At 72.4% G+C, this 20177-nt stretch carries 16 protein-coding genes; 2 read left to right on the forward strand and 14 right to left on the reverse strand.

The window, feature by feature from the left end; all coding sequences use genetic code 11:
• Positions 1-110: 110 nt before the first annotated feature.
• Genes gatB through gatC form a run of 3 tightly spaced genes read right to left on the reverse strand, consistent with a single transcriptional unit; the run spans position 111 to position 3447 of the window.
• Positions 111-1613 (reverse strand): Asp-tRNA(Asn)/Glu-tRNA(Gln) amidotransferase subunit GatB, encoded by a 1503-nt coding sequence (gene gatB, locus ABD743_RS05620; RefSeq protein WP_344719515.1) that lies wholly within the window; start codon positions 1611-1613, stop codon positions 111-113.
• Entirely contained in the window at positions 1610-3121 is a 1512-nt protein-coding gene (gatA, locus tag ABD743_RS05625; protein ID WP_344719516.1) for an Asp-tRNA(Asn)/Glu-tRNA(Gln) amidotransferase subunit GatA, read from the reverse strand. The genes gatB and gatA overlap by 4 nt, the downstream gene beginning before the upstream one ends.
• A complete protein-coding gene (gene gatC, locus ABD743_RS05630) occupies positions 3118-3447 on the reverse strand; it encodes an Asp-tRNA(Asn)/Glu-tRNA(Gln) amidotransferase subunit GatC (RefSeq protein ID WP_241035971.1) in 330 nt (109 codons plus the stop codon). Before gatC ends, gatA begins: the two co-directional genes overlap by 4 nt.
• A gap of 307 nt (positions 3448-3754) precedes the next feature.
• Between gatC and ABD743_RS05635 the strand changes: the two genes are divergently transcribed.
• Both ABD743_RS05635 and ABD743_RS05640 read left to right on the forward strand, forming a co-directional pair.
• Entirely contained in the window at positions 3755-4411 is a 657-nt protein-coding gene (locus tag ABD743_RS05635; RefSeq protein WP_344719517.1) for an ACT domain-containing protein, read from the forward strand.
• A gap of 13 nt (positions 4412-4424) precedes the next feature.
• A complete protein-coding gene (locus ABD743_RS05640; protein ID WP_344719519.1) occupies positions 4425-5669 on the forward strand; it encodes a PucR-like N-terminal domain-containing protein in 1245 nt (414 codons plus the stop codon).
• Positions 5670-6911: 1242 nt separating this feature from the next.
• Here the strand turns inward: ABD743_RS05640 and ABD743_RS05645 are convergent.
• From ABD743_RS05645 to ABD743_RS05695, 11 genes are all read right to left on the reverse strand, one after another.
• Positions 6912-8087 carry a fatty acid desaturase family protein gene (locus ABD743_RS05645; protein ID WP_344719520.1) on the reverse strand — a complete coding sequence of 392 codons (1176 nt, stop codon included), beginning with the start codon at positions 8085-8087 and terminating at the stop codon, positions 6912-6914.
• Positions 8088-8098: 11 nt separating this feature from the next.
• Entirely contained in the window at positions 8099-9172 is a 1074-nt protein-coding gene (locus ABD743_RS05650) for a ferredoxin reductase (protein ID WP_344719521.1), read from the reverse strand.
• A gap of 91 nt (positions 9173-9263) precedes the next feature.
• The gene (locus tag ABD743_RS05655; RefSeq protein ID WP_241035966.1) at positions 9264-9983 is read right to left on the reverse strand and encodes a 3-keto-5-aminohexanoate cleavage protein; all 720 of its coding nucleotides are present in this window, start codon (positions 9981-9983) and stop codon (positions 9264-9266) included.
• 109 nt (positions 9984-10092) lie between these two features.
• On the reverse strand, positions 10093-12555 hold the full coding sequence (gene ligA / locus ABD743_RS05660; protein ID WP_344719522.1) for an NAD-dependent DNA ligase LigA: 2463 nt from the start codon (positions 12553-12555) through the stop codon (positions 10093-10095).
• Between the two features lie 59 nt (positions 12556-12614).
• The gene (locus ABD743_RS05665; RefSeq protein ID WP_344719523.1) at positions 12615-13715 is read right to left on the reverse strand and encodes a pyridoxal-phosphate-dependent aminotransferase family protein; all 1101 of its coding nucleotides are present in this window, start codon (positions 13713-13715) and stop codon (positions 12615-12617) included.
• Positions 13716-13725: 10 nt separating this feature from the next.
• Positions 13726-14808, reverse strand: a complete 1083-nt coding sequence (locus ABD743_RS05670) for a uroporphyrinogen decarboxylase/cobalamine-independent methonine synthase family protein (protein ID WP_344719549.1) — start codon at positions 14806-14808, stop codon at positions 13726-13728.
• Positions 14809-14930: 122 nt separating this feature from the next.
• A complete protein-coding gene (locus ABD743_RS05675; RefSeq protein ID WP_344719524.1) occupies positions 14931-15737 on the reverse strand; it encodes a DUF1206 domain-containing protein in 807 nt (268 codons plus the stop codon).
• Between the two features lie 86 nt (positions 15738-15823).
• On the reverse strand, positions 15824-16900 hold the full coding sequence (gene mnmA / locus ABD743_RS05680) for a tRNA 2-thiouridine(34) synthase MnmA (protein ID WP_344719525.1): 1077 nt from the start codon (positions 16898-16900) through the stop codon (positions 15824-15826).
• On the reverse strand, positions 16897-18111 hold the full coding sequence (locus ABD743_RS05685) for a cysteine desulfurase family protein (RefSeq protein ID WP_344719527.1): 1215 nt from the start codon (positions 18109-18111) through the stop codon (positions 16897-16899). The genes mnmA and ABD743_RS05685 overlap by 4 nt, the downstream gene beginning before the upstream one ends.
• 91 nt (positions 18112-18202) lie before the next feature.
• A complete protein-coding gene (locus tag ABD743_RS05690; protein ID WP_344719528.1) occupies positions 18203-19018 on the reverse strand; it encodes a lysophospholipid acyltransferase family protein in 816 nt (271 codons plus the stop codon).
• Between the two features lie 167 nt (positions 19019-19185).
• Positions 19186-19953, reverse strand: a complete 768-nt coding sequence (locus ABD743_RS05695) for a GNAT family N-acetyltransferase (protein ID WP_344719530.1) — start codon at positions 19951-19953, stop codon at positions 19186-19188.
• Positions 19954-20177 lie beyond the last annotated feature (224 nt).

A 20177-nucleotide genomic window follows, 5' to 3' on the forward strand; every position in this document is an offset into this window, starting at 1 on the left:
GGAGGTCTTTCGTTGCATCTTGTCCTGACGGCAGCCAGCCACCTCTACGCGGCCGTCGGCCGTTGGGGCCGAGCCGCACCGAGCGACCCGGCCCACCACGCGGAACCCTGCTACGCGCCGACGCGCTCGATGATGAGATCCCGCACCCGCTTGGCGTCGGCCTGGCCCTTCGTGGCCTTCATGACGGCACCGACGATCGCACCGGCGGCCTGCACCTTGCCGCCGCGGATCTTCTCCGCGACGTCCGGTTGCGCGGCCAGTGCCTCGTCGACCGCCGCCAACAGTGCGCCCTCGTCGGAGACGACGGCGAGCCCACGCGCGGCGACGACGTCGTCGGGTGAACCCTCTCCGGCCAGCACGCCGTCGACGACCTGACGGGCGAGCTTGTTGTTCAGCGACCCCGACGCGACGAGCTCGATCACCCGCGCCACCTGCTCGGGCGTGATCGGCAGCCCCGCCAGTTCGACGCCACGCGCGTTCGCCTGCTGGGCGAGGTACGCCACCCACCAGGAGCGGGCCTCACCCGCAGGAGCGCCGGCCGCGACCGTGGCCTCGATGAGGTCGAGTGCCCCGGCGTTGACCAGGTCGCGCAACTCCTCGCCGGTGAGCGACCACTCGGCCTGGAGCCGGCGGCGACGCTCCCACGGCCGCTCGGGCAGCGTGCCTCGCAGCTCGTCGACCCACTCGGCGGGAGGGGCGATCGGCACCAGGTCGGGCTCCGGGAAGTACCGGTAGTCCTCGGCGGTCTCCTTGCGGCGGCCGGGCCGTGTGGTGCCGCCGGCCTCCTCGAAGTGGCGGGTCTCCTGCACGATCGGCTCGCCCGCGAGCAGCACGCCCGCCTGCCGCGTCATCTCGTACCGGACGGCACGCTCCACCGACCGCAGCGAGTTGACGTTCTTGGTCTCGGTGCGTGTGCCGAGCACGCCGGAACCTCGCGGGGACAGCGACAGGTTCACGTCGCAGCGCATCGAGCCCTGGTCCATCCGCACGTCGGAGACCTCGAGTGCCCTCAGCAGGTCGCGCAGCGCCGTGACGTACGCCCGTGCCACCTCCGGCGCCCGCGCACCGGTGTCGGGGATCATCTTCGTGACGATCTCGATCAACGGGACGCCTGCGCGGTTGTAGTCCAGCAGCGAGTACTCCGCACCGTGGATCCGCCCGGTGGCGCCCCCGACGTGCAGGGACTTGCCGGTGTCCTCCTCCATGTGGGCGCGCTCGATCTCGACGCGGATGGTGGTGCCGTCGTCGAGGGGCACGTCCAGGTACCCGTTGACGGCGATCGGCTCGTCGTACTGGGAGGTCTGGAAGTTCTTCGGCATGTCGGGGTAGAAGTAGTTCTTCCGCGCGAAGCGGCCCCACGGCGCGATCTCGCAGTTCAGCGCCAGGCCGATCCGGATCGCCGACTCCACGGCCGCGCGGTTCACCACCGGCAGTGCTCCCGGCAGGCCCAGGCATGTGGGGCAGACCTGTGTGTTCGGCTCGGCGCCGAACGTGGTGGGGCAGCCGCAGAACATCTTCGTGTTCGTGTTGAGCTCGACGTGCACCTCGAGCCCGAGCGTCGGCTCGAACCGCTCCACGACCTCGTCGAAGTCGACCAGCGTAGGGGCGCTCATTCCGCACCTCCCGGAATCGAAGGGACGCGGTTGATCAGTGGGCCGCCGTCCTCGGCGTTGCGAGCGGCCTCGTACGCCGCTCCCACCCGGTACATGACGGCCTCGCCGAGGGCGGGGGCCATCACCTGAAGGCCGACGGGCAGCCCGTCGACGAGCCCGGACGGCACCGACAACGCGGCCGTGCCTGCCAGGTTGGTCGGGATCGTCGCCAGGTCGTTCAGGTACATGGCGAGCGGGTCGTCGACCTTGTCGCCGATCGGGAACGCCGTGGTGGGCGTCGTCGGCGAGACCAGCACGTCCGCCTGGGTGAACGCCGCGGCGAAGTCGCGGGCGATGAGCGTGCGCACCTTCTGCGCCTGCCCGTAGTAGGCGTCGTAGTAGCCCGACGAGAGCGCGTAGGTGCCGAGAATGATGCGCCGCTTGGTCTCGGGCCCGAACCCGGCCTCCCGGGTGGCCGCCATGACCTCCTCCGCCGACGCGCCCGTGTCGACGCGAAGGCCGTAGCGCATGGCGTCGAAGCGGGCGAGGTTCGAGGAGACCTCGCTCGGCAGGATCAGGTAGTACGCCGCGAGCCCGTACTCGAAGTGGGGGCAGGAGACCTCGACGAGCTCGGCGCCGAGCTTCTCCAGCTGCCGCAGCGCCTCGTCGAACGAGGCACGGACGCCGGGCTGATAGCCCTCGCCGCCCATCTCGCGCACCACGCCGATGCGCAACCCGGAGAGGTCGCCGTCGGCGCCGCGCCGCGCGGCCTCGACGACAGCAGGGAGCGGCTCGTCGATCGAGGTGGAGTCGAGCGGGTCGTGGCCCCCGATCACCTCGTGCAGCAGCGCCGCGTCGAGCACGGTGCGCGCGCAGGGCCCGCCCTGGTCGAGCGAGGACGCGCAGGCGATGAGCCCGTAGCGGGACACGCCGCCGTAGGTCGGCTTGACGCCCACGGTGCCGGTGAAAGCGGCAGGCTGGCGGATCGAGCCGCCGGTGTCGGTGCCGATCGCGAGCGGCGCCTCGAACGCGGCGAGCGACGCCGCCGAGCCGCCACCGGAGCCGCCCGGCACGCGGGTGGTGTCCCACGGGTTGCGAGTGGGCCCGTAGGCCGAGTACTCGGTGGACGAGCCCATCGCGAACTCGTCCATGTTGGTCTTGCCCAGGATCGTGATCCCCGCGGCACGCAACCGCGACGCCACCGTGGCGTCGTAGGGCGGGCGCCACCCCTCGAGGATCTTCGACCCGGCGGTGGTGGGCATGTCGAGCGTCGTGAAGACGTCCTTGAGGGCCAGCGGCACACCGGCCAGTGGCGAAGCCGGCGCCGTGCCGGCGTCCAGGCTCTCGTCGACCATCGCGGCCGAGGCCAACGCTGCGTCGGTGGCGACGTGCAGGAACGCGTGCACCTCGTCGTCGACGGCTGCGATCCGGTCGAGGTGGGCCTGCGCGACCTCGACAGCCGACACCTCACGCGAGTGGATCTTCTCGGCCAGCTCGGCGGCGGTGAAGCGGGTCAGCTCCTCGCTCATGCCTCCTCCCCCAGGATCTGGGGCACCCGGAAGCGCCCGTCCTCGGCAGCGGGGGCACAGGCGAGCGCCTGCTCCTGTGTGAGGCCGGGACGCAGCTCGTCGGGCCGGAACACGTTCTGCAGCGGCACCGCGTGCGACGTGGGCGGGATGTCGTCGGCGGCGACCTCGCCCACGCGGCTGACCGCGGCGATGATCACCTCGAGCTGACCGGCGAAGACGTCGAGCTCCGCGTCGGTGACGGCGAGCCGGGACAGTCGGGCGAGGTGCGCGACCTCGTCCCGGGTGATCCCGGTGTCGCCACCCGAGGTCACGGGATCGGCGGACATGTCCCTCCAGGGCGGTTCGGTGCTGCGCAGGATGCGGGGTTGTGTCGGCGTGCACTGCGCCTGCTCCCCGCGCGCCGGGCAAGCGCAGCGGCACCGGCGCAGATGTCGACTACGTCGAGTCTAGTCGTCCGGCAACCAGGCCTCCGTCCGGATCCGCTGCCGGATCTGCGCTGATTCAGATGCCTTCGCCAGATGTTGCGCCGGAGGGGGCGCACCCTGACACAATCTCGCCCGGAGTGCCGCGTCGGCCCGCCCGAGTGGCGCCGGTCCCTCGCGGCTGGAAGCTTTTCGCGAGAGGACGTGAAGTGTGTCGTTCCTGCTCCGGGTGGTGCTGCCGGACAAGCCGGGCAGTCTCGGAGCCCTCGCCACGGCACTGGGCAACGCAGGCGCAGACATCCTCAGCGTCGACGTGGTCGAGCGGAGCAGGGGGCACGCAGTCGATGACCTCGCCGTCGAGTTGCCGTCAGGGCGGCCACCCGACGTGTTGATCACTGCGGCCGAGTCGATTCCGGGCGTGGAGGTGGAGTCGGTGCGGCCGCACTCGGGAAAGCTCGACACCCACCGCGAGCTCGAGCTGATCGAGGAGATCACCAGCGACCCGGCACGCGGCCTGCAACTCCTCGCCGACGGTGTGCCGCGGATCTTCCGGGCCGGCTGGGCGCTCGTCGCCGAGCGCGACGGCACGCGTTCCTACCGGCTGGCCGAGAGCGCAGCGGCGCCGGAGACCCGCGCGGGCGACCTGCCCTGGCTCCCGCTGAAACGCGCGATCGTCGTCGACCCCACGGTGCACTGGGTGCCGGATCCGTGGCGCGCCCTCGACACGGAGCTCGGAGCAGCGCCGTTCGGGCCCGACGCGCGGGCACTCGTCGTCGGCAGGCCTGGCGGTCCGGCCTTCCGGCCGTCGGAGCTGGCCCGGCTCACGCACCTCGCGGGGATCGTCACCACGGTGCTCGGCAGCCAGTGATGGAGGGCTGACCGTGGACCGGCCCTGGTCCCGCGTGCCCGGTTGGGTGGGCGCGGCGCTGCGGCCGGAGCTCGCCGGCGCGACCGACGAGGTCATCGCAGCAGTGCGTGCCGAGGTGCCCGACTACGCGCGCCCGTTGACGGGCCGGTTCGGCATGCGGATCACCGAGGGCGTCTCGGTCGCGCTCGGCCAGTTCATCGACCTGCTCGGCCGCGACGAGCCCCTCGGCGACGCCGTCGTCTACCGGGCGCTCGGCCAGCTCGAACACCGCGAGGGCCGCACGCTGGCGGCGTTGCAGTCGGCCTACCAGGTCGGCACCCGCACGATGTGGCGCCGGCTCGGCGGCAGCACCACCGCACGGCAGCTACCACCCGAGGTGATCTTCAGCCTGGCCGAGGCGCTGTTCAGCTACGTCGAACAGATCTCGGCCGCCTCGGTGGCGGGCTGGGCCTACGAGGAGTCCAGCCGCGCGAGCTCGATGCAGGCCCGTCGGCACGCGCTGGTGGAGCTGCTCGCCCGGCAGCCACCGGCGGCCCCGGCCGAGGTCGAACGGGTCGCCGCGGCGGCCGGCTGGGTACTGCCGGGACGACTCGCCGCGCTCGTGGTCGAAGACGCCGTCGCGGTGGCGGGCCGGCTACCCGGGGCGATCGGGGCCGACCTCGATCCGGTCGGCGTCGCGATCGTCAGCGTCGGCGCCACCCGGAACGGACCTGCGGGCCCGACCGGGACACGCGGCGAGCCCACACCGGATGGCACCGGCTGGCTCGACCGGCTGCGAGCCGGGTTGGGCGCACGGCGGGCGGTGCTCGGGCCAGTGGTCGAGCCGGCACAGGCGCACCGCTCCATCGCCAGGGCGCAGGCGGCGTGGCCACTGCACGTCGCGGGCCTGCTTCACCCCGGTTCCGACGAGACACTGGCCCGGGCCGACGAGCACCTGCTCGCGCTGCTCCTCGCGGCCGAACCCCAGCTGGCCGCCGACCTGTACGAACGCGCCGTAGCACCGCTGCGCACCCTGCCGGCCGGCGCAGCCGCCCGCGGCGAGGAGACACTGCGGGCCTGGCTCGACGCACACGGCGACATCACCGCCACCGCCGCCGCCCTGCACGTGCACCCCCAAACCGTGCGCTACCGCCTGGCCGGACTCCGCGACGCCTTCGGCGGTGCACTGGACGACCCGGCAGCGCGGCTGGAACTGGCGGTGGCCCTGCGAATGTCGGTGGACAGCTGCACCGGAACCGACCACCCCCCGGAACCCTGACGGGCGCGCCGGCCGTCCCACCGGTACGAACGGGCCTTCCGCCCAGACCTATGGGACGAGCGCGCCGCTCGCTCAACTCCAGTCGGCGCCCAGCCGCAGCATCCGCGGGCACCGGCGCAAGCTCCAACCGCACGACCGGCCCGTCCGCCCAGCCCTATTGGACGAGAGTGCCGCTCGCTCGATCCGATGCGCGGGAGGCGGCGGCATCCGCCGATACCGCCGCGAACACCAACCGCACGACCAGCCCGTCCGCCCAGACCCATTGGACGAGGGCGCCGCTCGCTCGATCCGGCGGGCAGGTTCCGGGGTAGGCGTTCCGCGCTGACATGAGCGGGCCGTCCGGGCGAGACCGGCACCCGGCTACCCAGCCACAGGCACCCCCCACCCGCACGAGCGGCCCGTTCACCCCGACCTACTGGACGAAAGTGCCGCTCGCTCAATCCGGCGGGCGGGATCCGGGACAGGTGTTCCACTGACATGAGCGGGCCGTCCGAGCGGGACCGGAACCCGGCTGCCCAGCGCCGGCACCGCCCACCCGCACGAGCGGCCCGCTCAGCCCGACCTATTGAACGAGAGTGCCGCTCGCTCGAAACCGGTGGGCGGGTGGCCGTCGATGGCGCGGGTTCGGGCACGAGCCCCGCACTCCGAGATATTGCGCGTTGATCGTTCCGAGATCTGGGTTTCCGCCCCTGCGAGGGCGCAGAACCGGATCTCGCGGCGATCTTGGATCGATGATCGTTCCGAGATCCGCTTGTACGTCCTGGCAAGAGCGGATCGGCGGATCTCGCGGCGATCTTGGCCCGCCGCGTGACTGTGCCCCACCAGTACGAGCGGGCCGCCCGCCCAGACCTACTGGACGACCGTGCCGCTCGCTCGATAGGGAGGCGGCCGGCCGGACGTTCCGCCCGCACGAGCGGCCCGGCCGCCCGGACCTAACGCACGAGAGTGCCGTTCGCTCAGCTCCCGCAGCCGCCCGCCGACGCGCCCGCCCGTAGCTGGGCGAGTCCGGGCGCGGGCGCCCGTGTTCCGAGATCTGGGTTTCCGCCCTCGCGAGGGCGCAGAACCGGATCTCGCGGCGATCTTGGCTCGATGATCGTTCCGAGATCCGCCGTTACGTCCTGGCGAGGGCGGATCGGCGAATCTCGCGGCGATCTTGGTCTCGCCGCCTGACGGTGCCCCCAGTACGAGCGGGCCGGTCGCCCCGACCTATTGGACGACCGTGCCGTTCGTGCGGGAGGTGGGTCAGGAGGCCAGGCGGGCCGGGGCTGCCAGGGGGCGGCGGGCGGGGGTGGGCAGCTGGGTGGGTGGGGTGGTGGCCGGGGACTTGCCTCCGCCGGGGAAGGCCAGGCGCGCGATCTTGCGCAGCACCTTGCCGTACTGCCGCGGCAGCGACCCGGTGGTGTACGGCAGGCCGTAGCGCTTGCAGATCTCCTGCACCCGCGGCGCGATCTCCGCGTAGCGGTTGCTGGGCACGTCGGGGAAGAGGTGGTGCTCGATCTGGTGGCTCAGGTTGCCGGTCATCAGGTGGAAGAGCTTGCCGCCCGACAGGTTCGCCGAACCCAACATCTGCCGGACGTACCACTGTCCCTTCGTCTCGCCCTCGAGCCGCTCCTCGTCGAACGTCTCCACGCCGTCGGGGAAGTGGCCGCAGAAGATCACGGCGTGCGCCCACATGTTGCGTGCGACGTTGGCGGTGGCGTTCGCGGCCACCGTGCTCACGAAGCCGGGGCCCGACAGCAGCGGGAACAGCACGTAGTCCTTCGCGAGCTGGCGCCGCGCCTTGCGCCAGAGGCCCATCAACTCAGCCTTGGCCTGAGGCCACGGCTTGGTGCCGTCCTTGACCTTCTCGAGCTCGATGTCGTAGATCGCGATGCCCCACTCGAAGATCATCGAGAGGCCGAGGTTCACGAGCGGCTGGAAGACGTCGGTGGGCTTCCACTCCTGCTCGGGCGTGACCCGCATGATCGAGTAGCCCAGGTCGCGGTCCTTGCCGCGGACGTTGGTGAACGTGTGGTGCTCGTAGTTGTGCGACTTCTTCCACGACGCTGCGGGCGACGCGTGGTCCCACTCCCACGTCGTGGAGTGGATCTTCGGGTCACGCATCCAGTCCCACTGGCCGTGCAGGACGTTGTGGCCGATCTCCATGTTGTCGAGGATCTTGGCCACGGACAGCGCCGCCGTACCGGCCACCCAGGCGGGCGGGAACAGGGAGAAGATCAGCGCGGCGCGGCCGCCCACCTCGAGTCCTCGCTGCACGGCGATGACCCGGTGGATGTAGCGGGCGTCGGCCTCGCCGAGCGACCCGACCACCTCGGCGCGGATCGCGTCCAGCTCGGCTCCGAGTGCCTCGACCTGCTCGTCGGTGAGGTGCGCGGCAGCGCTGGGGACGGTGGACGGGGTGAAGGTCTGTGTAGCCATGGAGATGCCTCCTAGAGCTCGATCTCGACGTCGCCCGCGGCACCGGAGACACAGGTGCGTACGGGTTCGCCGGGGGTGTCGTGCAGGTCGCCGGTCCGCAGGTCGCGGACCGCGCCGGAGCGCAGCCGGCCGACGCACGTGTGGCAGATGCCCATGCGGCATCCGTTGGGCAGCAGCGCGCCGGCCGCCTCGCCGGCCACCATCAGTGGCGTGCCGGGGCCGGCGTCGGCCTCGATCCCGCTGGCGGTGAAGGACACGCGCCCGCCCGTGGCGTCGGTGGCGACGACCGCCGGCGGTGTGAACAGCTCGACGTGCAGTGCGTCCGGGTCACCGACCCTGGCCCAGTGCGCGGTGAGAGCGTCGAGCAGGCCGGCAGGCCCGCACGCCCAGGTCTGGCGGGCCGCCCAGTCGGGAACCGTGTCGGTGAGGTTCTCCGGGGTGAGCCGGCCTTCCACGGCGGTGTGGCGCTCCACGAGTGTGAGCCCGGTACGCGCGGCGAGTATCCGCAGCTCCGGTCCGAAGACGAGGTCGGACGGAGTGCGGTCGCAGTGCACGAGCACCGCCCCGCTGAGCGTCCCGGGCCGGTCCGTAGCCAAATGGCGGAGCATGCCCATGACGGGCGTGATCCCGCTGCCCGCGGTGAGGAACAGGAGTTTCTCTGGCACCGGCTCCGGCAGCACGAACTCGCCTGCCGGCGGCCCGATCCGCAGCAAAGTGCCGATCGGTGTGCTGTGCGCCAGCGCGTTGGAGACGGTGCCGCCCGGAATGGCCGTGACGGTGACGGCGAGCAGTGGGTCGCCCGGGCAGGACGTCACCGAGTAGGTCCGCCAGTGCCAGACCCCGTCGAGCCGGGTGCCGACCCCGACGAACTGGCCCGGCCGGTGCTCCGGACGGCCCGGGCCGGAACGCAGCAGCAGAGTGGTGGTGTCGGCGGTCTCCCGGCGCAGTCCGACGACGCGGGCGTGCGGCTCGCGGCGTGACCACAGCGGGTTCAGCGTGCCGAGCAGATCATCGGGTAGCAGTGGCTGCGTGAACCAGGACGCTGCCACCCGCGCCCGCCGTCCGAATAACCCCAGAACCCCCATACATCCGACGCTATTGCCGGGTTCACACACCCGGCCACGTCGCGGACCACGTCCCGGCGGCCCCTTCTGTTGCAGGAGCCAAATCCGTGGATCAGACGCGGATCTCCAACGCCAGCTCGGCGAGATGGTCGTTGCCCGTGGCGAGCCATCCCCTGGGCGTGACGAGAACGTCTTCGAACCCGATGCGGGTGTCGATGCCCATACGCATCGCGTACTCCAGAACCGGCCATGCGCCGTCCTCCTCGCCGTGGAGGAGGATCGGAACCGGGAGCGTGCCGAGAGCACGCAGGATGCGTACCGCCTCGGCCACTGCCGTCTCGGGGTCGGAGACGGTGGACTCGGCCAGCACGCGGGTGGTGCCGCGGGGCACCCCGGTGGTGCGCAAGGTGACGGCGTCGCCGCTGGTCCACACCCCGAGCTCGACGCCGATCCCCACCGACGCCGCCGCGGCGCAGACGTCGACCCAGCCCTTCTCGTGCACGTTCACCGAGCAGACGTCCGGCTTGCCGACCCCGAGATGGCCCCACGCGAGCACTGCCTCGATGCGCTTGACGGGGTCGGGCTGGATCCAGCGGCCGGTGGTGACGCCGATCTCCATGCCGGGCACCTGAGCCCGGATGGCAGCGACCGTGTCGCCGACGTAGATGGGGTCGAGCGTCTCCTGCTGGTCGGGCCCGCGTGGGTGCACGTGCACCGATGAGATGCCCAACTGCGCCACGTCACGGGCGTCGCGCGCGAGGTGCCGGGCGAGCACCGGCAGCGCGGGATGCGCATCCGCCGGTCGCGATCCGTTCAGAACCGCCTGCAGCACGCAAACACCCCCACACGGACCACCCAGCGAACCCCAATGAGCCGACAAGCCCCATCGGAGGCTCTCGGCACATCGATCATACGGACTCACGCCTGACACGATCGGGGGCTTATGACTCTACTGTCGCCATCTGCCTCGCAGCGTCGGGACCCCGTTCCAGAAGCACCCGGAAGCCGGCCTCGTCGAGCACCGGCACTCCGATCTCCAACGCCTTGTCGTACTTGGAGCCAGGCGCGTCGCCGGCCACCACGAACGCGGTCTTCTTCGAGACCGAGCCCGCCGCGCGTCCGCCGCGGGCGGTGATCGCCTCCTTGGCCTCGTCGCGCGAGTAACCCTCCATCGAGCCGGTGACGACGATGGAGAGCCCCTCGAGCGTGCGCGGCACCGACGCGTCGACCTCGTCGACCATCCGGACGCCCGCCGCCCGCCACTTCTCGACGACCTCCCGATGCCAGTCGACGGTGAACCAGTCGCGCACCGCCGCGGCGATGGTGGGGCCGACCCCTTCCACTCCGGCGATCGGCGCCAACGCCGCCGTGAGGGCCTTCGCCTGCGCCCGTGCCGCCACGCGTGCCGCGCGCTGCGCAGCCGCAGCCTGCTCCTCGGCGGAGAGCTCCGGCACGTCCTCCCCGGTTGCCCCTGCACTGGCCGGCTTCGCGGCACTGGCGGCACCATCTCCCGCCGCGCTGTCGGCAGCGTCCTCGACGGCCTCGCCGTCGGTGGCCGCTGCCCCCTCAATGACCGCACCATCGACGGCTGCGCTGTCGACCGCCCCGTCGACGTCCGGTGCTGCGAGCGCAACCGCATCAGCCGCGTCGTCGGAGTCGTCGAGCGAACCGTCGGACGTGATCGCGACTCCGGCAGCAGCGGTGTCGCGGGCTGCGGCCTCCGCCGCGGCCTCGATCGCGTGCATCGACGCGAACTCCCGGGCCAGCGCCTGCGCCGCGGTGGGCCCGACGTGGCGGATCGAGAGCCCGACCAGCACACGCCACAACGGCCGGTCCTTCGCCGCCTCCAGGTTGGCCAGCAGCTTGTGGCCGTTGGCCGACAACTCCCCCGCCTTGGTGCGGAACAGGTCGACGCGTAGAAGATCCTGCTCCGTGAGCGTGAAGACGTCGCCCTCGTCCTGCACCACACCGGAGGCGAGCAGTGCGGTGGCGGCCTCGTAGCCCAGCCCCTCGATGTCGAACGCACCTCGCCCGGCCACGTGGAACAGCCGCTCACGCAGCTGCGCAGGGCACGAACGGGCGTTGGGACAGCGCTGGTCGACGTCGCCCGCTTTCTGCCGCACCAGACGCGTGCCGCACTCCGGGCAGTGGGTGGGCATGACGAACTCTCGCTCCGAGCCGTCGCGCAGATCGACGACCGGGCCGAGCACCTCGGGGATGACGTCGCCCGCCTTGCGGATGACGACGCGGTCGCCGATCAGAACGCCCTTGCGCCGCACCTCATCGGCGTTGTGGAGCGTGGCCAGCGAGACCGTGGACCCGGCGATCACCACAGGCTCCATCTGCGCGAACGGCGTGACCCGGCCGGTGCGCCCCACGTTGACCTGGATGTCGAGGAGCTTGGTGGTGGCCTCCTCGGGCGGGTACTTGAACGCGATGGCCCAGCGGGGTGCCCGTGAGGTGGATCCGAGCCGCCGCTGCAGCGCCACCTCGTCGACCTTGACGACCACGCCGTCGATCTCGTGCTCGATGTCGTGGCGGTGTTCGCCCCAGTACTCGACGTGGGCGACGACGTCGCCGACGTTGTCGAGCACCACGGTGCGCTCCGAGACGGGCAACCCCCAGGCTCGCAGCGCGTCGTAGCCCTGCGACTGGCGCTCGAGTGCGAAGCCCTCGCGCTTGCCGAAGCCGTGGCAGATCAGGCGCAGATGGCGCGATGCCGTGACCTTCGGGTCCTTCTGCCGCAACGACCCGGCCGCGGTGTTGCGCGGGTTGGCGAACGGCGGCTTGCCCGCCTCCACCAGCGTCGCGTTGAGCGCCTGGAAGTCCTCCAGCCGGAAGTAGACCTCGCCGCGCACCTCCACCACCGCGGGCACGGGGAACTCCGGGGTGCCCGTGAGCCGGTCGGGCACCTCCTCGAGCGTGCGCATGTTGAGCGTGATGTCCTCACCGGTGCGGCCGTCGCCGCGGGTGAGCGCCCTGGTGAGCCGGCCGTTCTCGTAGAGCAGGTTGACGGCCAGCCCGTCGATCTTGAGCTCGCAGAGGTAGTGGAGCTGCTCCGCGCCGACGTCACGCGCGACCCGCTCGGCCCAGCTGCGCAGCTCGTCGGGGCTGAACGCGTTGTCCAGGCTGAGCATGCGCTCGAGATGGTTGTGGGCCGTGAAGTCGGTGGAGAACCGCCCGACCACCTTCTGCGTGGGCGACTCGGGAGTGGCCAGCTCGGGGTGCTGCTCCTCCAGCTCCACCAGCTCACGCCACAGCGCGTCGAACTGCCCGTCGGAGACCACGGGCGCGTCGAGCACGTAGTAGCGGAACTGGTGGTCGGCTATCTCGGTCGCCAGCCGAGAGTGACGCTCGCGGACCTCCGCGGCTGGGGCCGAAGGGGCGGCGGGTTCTGGGCTCACGCCGTGAGGCTACCGAGACCGACCGACAGTCTCAGCCGGCGACGCCCCAGGTCAGAAGGTCAGGCCTTCAGGAGCTCCCGTACCGCGCCGAGCAACGTCACGACGGAACGCTCCGTGGCAGCGTGTCCCATCAGCCCGATCCGCCACGCCCGCCCGGCGAACGCGCCGAGGCCACCCCCGACCTCGATCCCGTACTCGGCGAGCAGCCGCGTGCGCGCCTGCCCGTCGTCGAGATCATCGGGAAGGACCGCGGTGGTGAGCTGCGGCAGCCGGGCGCCGTCGGGGGCGACCACCGTGAAACCCAGCTCCGGCAGCGCCGACTGCAGCAGCGCGCCGACTCGTGCGTGCCGCTCCCAGACCGCTTCGACGCCCTCCTCCAGCAGCCGCCCCAGCCCCGCGTGCAGCGAGTACGCGAGCGTGGAGGACGCGGTGTGGTGGTAGCGCGGGGGCGTGGCCAGGAAGTACTCGTTGAGCAGGCCGAGGTCGAGGTAGAAGGAGTGGATCGGCGTGGTGCGCGCCCGCATCTTCGCGACGGCACGCGGGCCGAGCGTCACCGGAGCGAGCCCGGGCGGCGCGCCGAGGCACTTCTGCGAGGCCGAGTAGCAGGCGTCGATCTGCCATTCGTCGATCTCGAGGCGGGTGCCGCCCAGCGCGGTGACAGCGTCGACGAGCAGCAGGGTGTCGGTCTTCGCGAGCTCGGGCCCGAGCGGGGCGATGTCGTTGCGCACACCGGTGGACGTCTCCGCCGCGACCACAGCGACCAACGCGGCCTGCGGATGCGCCCGCTGCGCAGCGAGAACGTCAGCGGGGTCGAGCGCGCTGCCCCACGGCGCCTCGACCCGTACCACACGGGCGCCCCCGCGGTGGGCGACCTCGCAGATCCGTTCACCGAAGTAGCCGTTGACGCCGACGATGACGGTCTCGCCCGGCTCCAGCAGCGACGCCAGGCAGGCCTCCATGCCGGCGGAGCCGGTGCCGCTGACCGGAAGCGTCAACTGGTTGGAGGTGCGGAAGACCTCGCGGAGCCGGTCGCCGATCTCGTGCACCACACCGAGGTACTCGGGGTCGAGATGGCCCAACACCGGACGACTCAAGGCCTCGACGGCCTCCGGGTACGGCGCGGAAGGTCCCGGGCCGAGGAGAAGACGGTCACCGTGCATAGGTCGCACGCTACGTGCGATCGGTAGCGGAGGACACGTCGGGTGGATCGAGAAATACGTCACCCAACTCACGGGAGAGGGTGAGGGCACGGCGGCCCCACGCCGGTGTCGCGCCGGCGAGACCGCACGTCGGCGTCGGGATGGCGAGTGTCGCGAGGCGCGAGCGGTCGAAGCCGAGCCGGTCGGCGAGATCGAACGCAGGGCGCGCGAGCTCCCTCGTTGTGACCGGTCGTCCGGGGTCGAGTGCCGGCACCAGCCCCAGCATGAGCGGGGTGCCCGCGTCCCAGACCTCGCCGAGTGCGTCGAGCGCCGCCGGCAGGGCGGTGTCCCCGGAGAACGCCGGGCGCGTGGCGTCGATCCCGATCCCGGCGGCCCCGATGTCCGCGAGCAGCCGCACCGGCGGCCGGTCGGCGCAGCAGTGCACGATCACCGGCACGCCCAGCCCGGAGACGAGGTCGCGCAGCGTGTCCTGCGCCTCGTTCCGGCCGACCGCACGAACCGTCCCGTATCCCGACGCCGTGGGCAGCGAGGCGGCCAGCGCGGCCGGCAGCGTCGGCTCGTCGAGCTGCACCAGCACCTGGGCCCCGGTGCGGGCGGCGACCTCGGCGACGTGGGTGCTCAAGCCCACCAGCAGGCTCTCGGCGAACTCACGTACGGCACCGCGGTCGGTCAGTACGCGGTGGCCCGAATGCAGCTCCACGCCTGCCGCGAGCGTCCACGGCCCGGCCGCCTGCACCTTCACCCACGCGGGCCGGGCAGGCTCGCACGCCTCCTCGAAGGCGTCGAGATCGACGCGCATCAGGTCGACGGCCCGACGGTGGTCTCTTCCGGGCCGGGCGGTCACCCGGTAACCGGTCGGCACGACCTCGACGGCGATGTCCACGAGCATCCCTGCCGTGCGCCCGATCATGTCCGCGCCCACACCGCGGGCCGGCAGCTCGGGCAGGTGCGGCAGCAGCGGCACCTCACCCACCACGGTGGCGGCGGCCTCGCGGGGATCGGTGCCGGGCTGCGACCCGACGCCGGTGGCGGCCCCGTCGGGCCAGCGCGGAGGCGGTGCTGCGGGCTCGGCCTCGTCGACCGGCCCGGGCATCACGATGGCACCGCCTGCGGCCGTCTCGCCCGGGGGGACCCCGGTCAGGCCGGCTGCGGCGATCGCGGCCTCGAGCGCGTCATCGGTACTCACGGCCGGTGTCTACCACCCGGCGTGCGCACTCATGCCTTCCGGTACCGGGCGTCGAAGAAACAGTGGACGCCGAACGCGACCAGCCCGAGAGCCAGCACCACGAGCACCACCGGCCCGTACGGCTGGCCGGCGACGGCCTGCAGCCCCGCGTCGAGGCCGGTCGGCTGCGCCGGATCGAACCGCACCGCGGCGACGACGAGCAGCACCCCGGGGATCCCGTAGACCACTCCGAGCGCGGCCCAGCCGAGCTGACCGACCCGGGTGACCAGCTGCGAGCGGTTGAGCCCCGCCCCGGCGAGGTCGAGCTCACGCAGGAACGCATGCGTGATTCCGCGGTACACCGCGTAGCCGCCTCCGACGACGAGCCCGACGCCCGCGAGCCCCACGAGGAACGGGCCGCCGGGCAGGCCGAACACGACCGTGGCGAACGACGGCTGCTTCGACGGCGCGCCTCCGGACGTGGCGACGGATGCGGCCGACCACGCGAGAACGCCGAACAGCGCGGCTTCGGCGAGGTTGACCGCGGTCCGCAGAACGCGGTTCCCGACGGGTGCCCCGCGGTGCCCCCACACGGCCTCGGCGAGCTGCCAGACCACGAGCGCGCTCAGGCCGACCGTGATCACCCACAGCAGCGCCACCCCTGGCCACTGCTCGGCGATCGTCTGCAGCGCACCCTTCTTGTCGACGCGTTCCCGATCACCGAGGGCGACCTGCACGGCGAGTGCGGCGACCAGCAGGTGCACCGCCCCGTACGCGACGAGACCACCGCGGCCGAGCATGACCACGGGAGCGCTGCGCGCCACGTCCCGCGCCGCCGCCCCAGTGGTCTCGGACACCACGCGCACCTCCTCGTGCGCGCGAAGCGTCCCCTGGCGGCCCGCCGTGGCGACACCGCCACTCGGGGTGGGCGGCCCGGTGATCCTCAGTGCGCCCTGGTGATCGTGGCGCTACCCAGCACGACATCGCCACCGGCGTCGGGCCGGTAGAGGGCGACCGCCTGGCCGGGAGCGACACCACGCAGGGGCTCGTCGAGCTCGACCCGCAGCCCGTCGGCGCTCGGGACGGCGACAGCCTCGGCCAGGCCGCCGTGGGCCCGCACCTGGACCACGCACGGGAACCGGTCAGCAGGCGCCTGCCCGGCGCTCCACACCGGACGCGCCGCGTCGATGGTGTGCACATCGAGGGCGGTGGCCGGCCCCACACGGACGGTGCCGCTGGCCGGCTCGATCCCGATCACGTAACGCGGCCTGCCGTCGACGGCGGGAGCGTGGACGCCGAGTCCCTTGCGCTGCCCGACCGTGAAGCCGTGCACGCCGTCGTGGCGGGCCAGCTCCTCGCCGGTGGTGTGGTCGACCACGGAGCCCGGCCGGGCGCCGACGCGGGCGCCGAGGAACGCACGGGTGTCGCCGGAGGGGATGAAGCAGATGTCGTGGCTGTCGGGCTTGTCGGCCACCCGCAGGCCGCGCTCGGCGGCCTCGGCGCGCACCGCCGTCTTCTCGGTGTCGCCGATCGGGAACATGGCGTGCGCGAGCTGGTGGGAGGTCAGGACCGCCAGCACGTAGGACTGGTCCTTACCGGCGTCCACGGCGCGGCGCAGCTCGCCTGCCGTGAGCCGGGCGTAGTGCCCGGTGCAGACGGCGTCGAAGCCGAGCGCCAGCGCCTTGTCGAGCAACGCCGAGAACTTGATCTTCTCGTTGCAGCGCAGGCACGGGTTGGGGGTCTGGCCCGCGGCGTAGGCGGCGACGAAGTCGTCCACCACGTCGGCGGTGAAGCGCGCGGCGAAGTCCCAGACGTAGAACGGGATGTCGAGAACGTCCGCGGCTCGCCTGGCGTCTGCGGCGTCCTCGCGCGAGCAGCACCCCCGGGAACCGGCACGCAGTGCGGCCGGGGTCTCGGACAGCGCCAGGTGCACCCCGACGACGTCGTGCCCGGCGTCGACGGCGCGCGCCGCCGCCACGGCGGAGTCGACGCCGCCGCTCATCGCCGCCAGCACCCTCATCGGATACCGGCCGCCGGCTGCCCGGCGCGTCGCGCCCGCTCGACCACGGCACCGATCACGGCGACCACAGCGTCGACGTCGGACGGGGTGGAGGTGTGCCCGAGGGAGAACCGCAGCGAGCTGCGGGCAACGGCCTCGTCGGCACCCATGGCGAGAAGCACGTGGCTGGGCTGCGTCACCCCTGCTGTGCATGCCGACCCGGTGGAGCACTCGATGCCCTGGGCGTCGAGCAGCATGAGCAGGCTGTCGCCCTCGCACCCGGGGAAGGACAGGTGCGCGTTGCCGGGCAGCCGCGACGGGCCGCCCTCGACCACGCCGGTGCCCGGGTCGCCGTTCAGGGTGGCGTCGGGGACGGTGGCGAGGATCTTGCCGACGAGGTCGTCGCGCAGCCCGGCCAGGGTGGCCGCCCGGCGACCGGACGCGCCGGCCGCCAGCTCGACCGCCGTGGCCAGGCCCACCACGGCGGGGGTGTCCAGGGTGCCGGACCGCACGTCGCGCTCCTGGCCACCACCGTGCAGGATCGGGGTGAGCGCCACCTCACGCCCGAGCAGCAGCACGCCCGCCCCGATGGGGCCGCCCAGCTTGTGCCCGGTGAGGCTGAGTGCATCCACTCCGGACGCGCCGAAGTCCACCGGAAGCACGCCGACGGCCTGCACGGCGTCGGTGTGCATGGGGATGCCGAAGTCGTGGGCGATGGCGGCGAGCTCGCGGATCGGGTTGACCGTGCCGACCTCGTTGTTGGCCCACATGACCGAGACCAGCGCGACCCGCTCGGGCTCGTGGGCGAGAGCGGCGCGCAACGTCTCGGGACGGACGCGGCCGATCTCGTCGACCTCGAGCAGCTCCACCTCGGCGTCCTCGTGCTCGGCGAGCCACTGCGCCGAGTCGAGCACGGCGTGATGCTCGATCGAGGAGACGAGCACCCGCACGCGCTGTGGGTCGGCGGCGCGGCGCGACCAGTAGAGGCCCTTCACCGCCATGTTGTCGCTCTCCGTGCCACCGGTGGTGAACACGACCTCCGAGGGCCGGGCACCCACCGCGGCCCCGATCCGTTCGCGCGCCTCCTCGACGTCGCGCCGGGCCCGCCGCCCTGCGGTATGCAGGGACGAGGCGTTGCCGGTGCGACGCAACGCATCCGTCATCGCCACCACTGCCTCATCCAGCATCGGCGTGGTGGCGGCGTGGTCGAGGTAGATCGGTGGTGGTGTCACAGAGCTCTACGCTGCCATTTCAGGTCGGCGACCCGTCCCGTTCGGTGATCGCACGTCAGGGTAGTCGCCGCGCGCGGCCTGCGGCCTCGGGCTATGCGGCCTCGACACGCGCCGACTCCGCGGCACCGCCGAGCGGTTGCTCCCACTGCGCCGTGTGCGGCACTCCGGTGATCCCCGCGACGGCGTCGGCCGCCATTCGGGCGAGCTCCCGTCGGTCGGCCGCGGACCCTGCCGGGATCGCCGGAAGCACCGTCAGCTCGCAGATCAGCGCAGGCAGCCGCAGCACCCGGTACAGCGAGTCCCACAGCGTCTGGTCGCCGACGAACGCCGACGAGCGGTCCGGAGTCCCGTCCGGGCGGCGCAGCTCGAACGCCACCGGCCGGACCTGGGCCCCTGCGTCGATGGCCGCCTGGAACGCAGCCCGCCGGAACGGCCCGGCCGCCTGTCCGCACCAGGTCGTGCCTTCGGGGAACACGCCGACGACGGAGCCGGAGCGCAGCGCCTGCGCCGTGGCGGCGACCGTGGCGGGCAGCGCGCGCAGCCCCGCGCGGTCGACGAAGAGGGCTCCGGTGCGCGCAGCCAGAGCACCGATCACCGGCCAGTCCCGCACCTCGTGCTTGGCGAGCATCCGCACGGGCTGCACCGCGGCCATGGCGAGCACATCGATCCACGACATGTGGTTGGCGACGACGAGCACGCCGGCGCCGTCGCTGTAGGGCCCGCCGTTGACCCGCAGCCGCACCCCCACTGCGCGCAGCGCCGCCCGGCAGCACGCGCTCAGCCACCGGGCCCGTGCCGGTCCGCCGAGCACCGGCACGGCCAGCACAGCGCCGACCAGCACCGCCACGCAGAGCACGGCCACCAGCCGGAGCAGCCGCACGATCACCCATAGGCGCGACACGGCCACCCCGTCGTCCTGCAAGCAACCGGGCTCGCACGGCGACGACGGCGCCCAGCTCGCCGTATGCACCGGGTGCGGCGGCCCGGACGCCGCCGTCGTCGTCAATGGAGACAGCAACGAAGTCGACGATGAAGCCGTCGATGGCGTCGTCGCCGACGCCGTGATCGAACCGGTCACTCCGCGCCGTCCCCTAGGAAGAAGCGCAGGTACCGGTCGTCCACGTGGTCCATGCCGAGCAGCACCATGAAGTCGGCGCAGTCGAAGTCCGGGTCGTGCGCCGGCTCACCGCACACCCACGCGCCGAGACGCAGGTAGCCGCGCAGCAGCGGGGGCATCGGCGCCCGCTGCGACTGGACGACCCCGTCCGGGTCCCACGGGTTGAGCGGCTGGACGCTGTAGGGCTGCGGGGAGAGGTGGCGGGCGCGCACCCGGTCCCGGACGCTCGCGGCGATCCCGCCACCGTCGCCCAGCGGGACGCTCGCGCAACCGCCCAGCCAGCGGTGGCCGGTGAGCAGCATGTACCGGGCGATGCCGGCCCAGACGAGTCCGACGACGGCTCCGTCGCGGTGGTCGGGGTGCACGCAAGAACGCCCTGTCTCCACGAGCGACGACCGCAGCGGCGCCAGCGCGTCGATCCGGAACTCGGACTCCATGTAGAGGCCGCCGGCCGCGGCTGCCCGCTCCGGCGGCAGCATCCGGTAGGTCCCGACGATCTCGCCGGTGATGTCGTCGCGTACGACGAGGTGGTCGCAGAACTCGTCGAAGCGGTCGACGTCGAGCCCGGGCTCCGGGGTGTGGAGCACGGCGCCGAGCTCGTCCGCGAAGACGCGGTGCCGGAGCCGTTGGGCTTCGCGCACCTCGTCCGGGTCGGTGGTGATCAGCAGCGAGTAGCGTGAACTGGCGGCCTGTGGAGTCCGGGCCAGAACCTGCGATGAGGTCACGCGGGAGTTGGTACGGGTCGTGGGCTAACGCCGACCGCCGCGGGCATCGACCGCCGATGGCAACCGGGTGAACAGCACAGCGTCCTCACAGACCTGCCCCGGACGGAAGTCACCGTCCGGGGCAGGGGCGTGATGTCGGCCGACCGAGTGCTCAGCCCTTGCGCTTGGTGACCTCGTCGGTCAGTTGGGGGGCGACCTTGAACAGGTCGCCCACCACGCCGAAG

Source organism: Pseudonocardia yunnanensis, from assembly GCF_039534065.1.
GTDB classification, from domain to species: Bacteria; Actinomycetota; Actinomycetes; order Mycobacteriales; family Pseudonocardiaceae; genus Pseudonocardia; species Pseudonocardia yunnanensis.

What these genes read in the sequence shown, in the direction of transcription:
- mnmA (WP_344719525.1), bottom strand. Translation starts at nt 16,900, where the DNA reads ATGAGGGTGCTGGCGGCGATGAGCGGCGGCGTCGACTCCGCCGTGGCG.
- ABD743_RS05665 (WP_344719523.1), bottom strand. Translation starts at nt 13,715, where the DNA reads ATGCACGGTGACCGTCTTCTCCTCGGCCCGGGACCTTCCGCGCCGTAC.
- ABD743_RS05670 (WP_344719549.1), bottom strand. Translation starts at nt 14,808, where the DNA reads ATGCCCGGGCCGGTCGACGAGGCCGAGCCCGCAGCACCGCCTCCGCGC.
- gatC (WP_241035971.1), bottom strand. Translation starts at nt 3,447, where the DNA reads ATGTCCGCCGATCCCGTGACCTCGGGTGGCGACACCGGGATCACCCGG.
- ABD743_RS05645 (WP_344719520.1), bottom strand. Translation starts at nt 8,087, where the DNA reads ATGGCTACACAGACCTTCACCCCGTCCACCGTCCCCAGCGCTGCCGCG.
- gatB (WP_344719515.1), bottom strand. Translation starts at nt 1,613, where the DNA reads ATGAGCGCCCCTACGCTGGTCGACTTCGACGAGGTCGTGGAGCGGTTC.
- ABD743_RS05650 (WP_344719521.1), bottom strand. Translation starts at nt 9,172, where the DNA reads ATGGGGGTTCTGGGGTTATTCGGACGGCGGGCGCGGGTGGCAGCGTCC.
- gatA (WP_344719516.1), bottom strand. Translation starts at nt 3,121, where the DNA reads ATGAGCGAGGAGCTGACCCGCTTCACCGCCGCCGAGCTGGCCGAGAAG.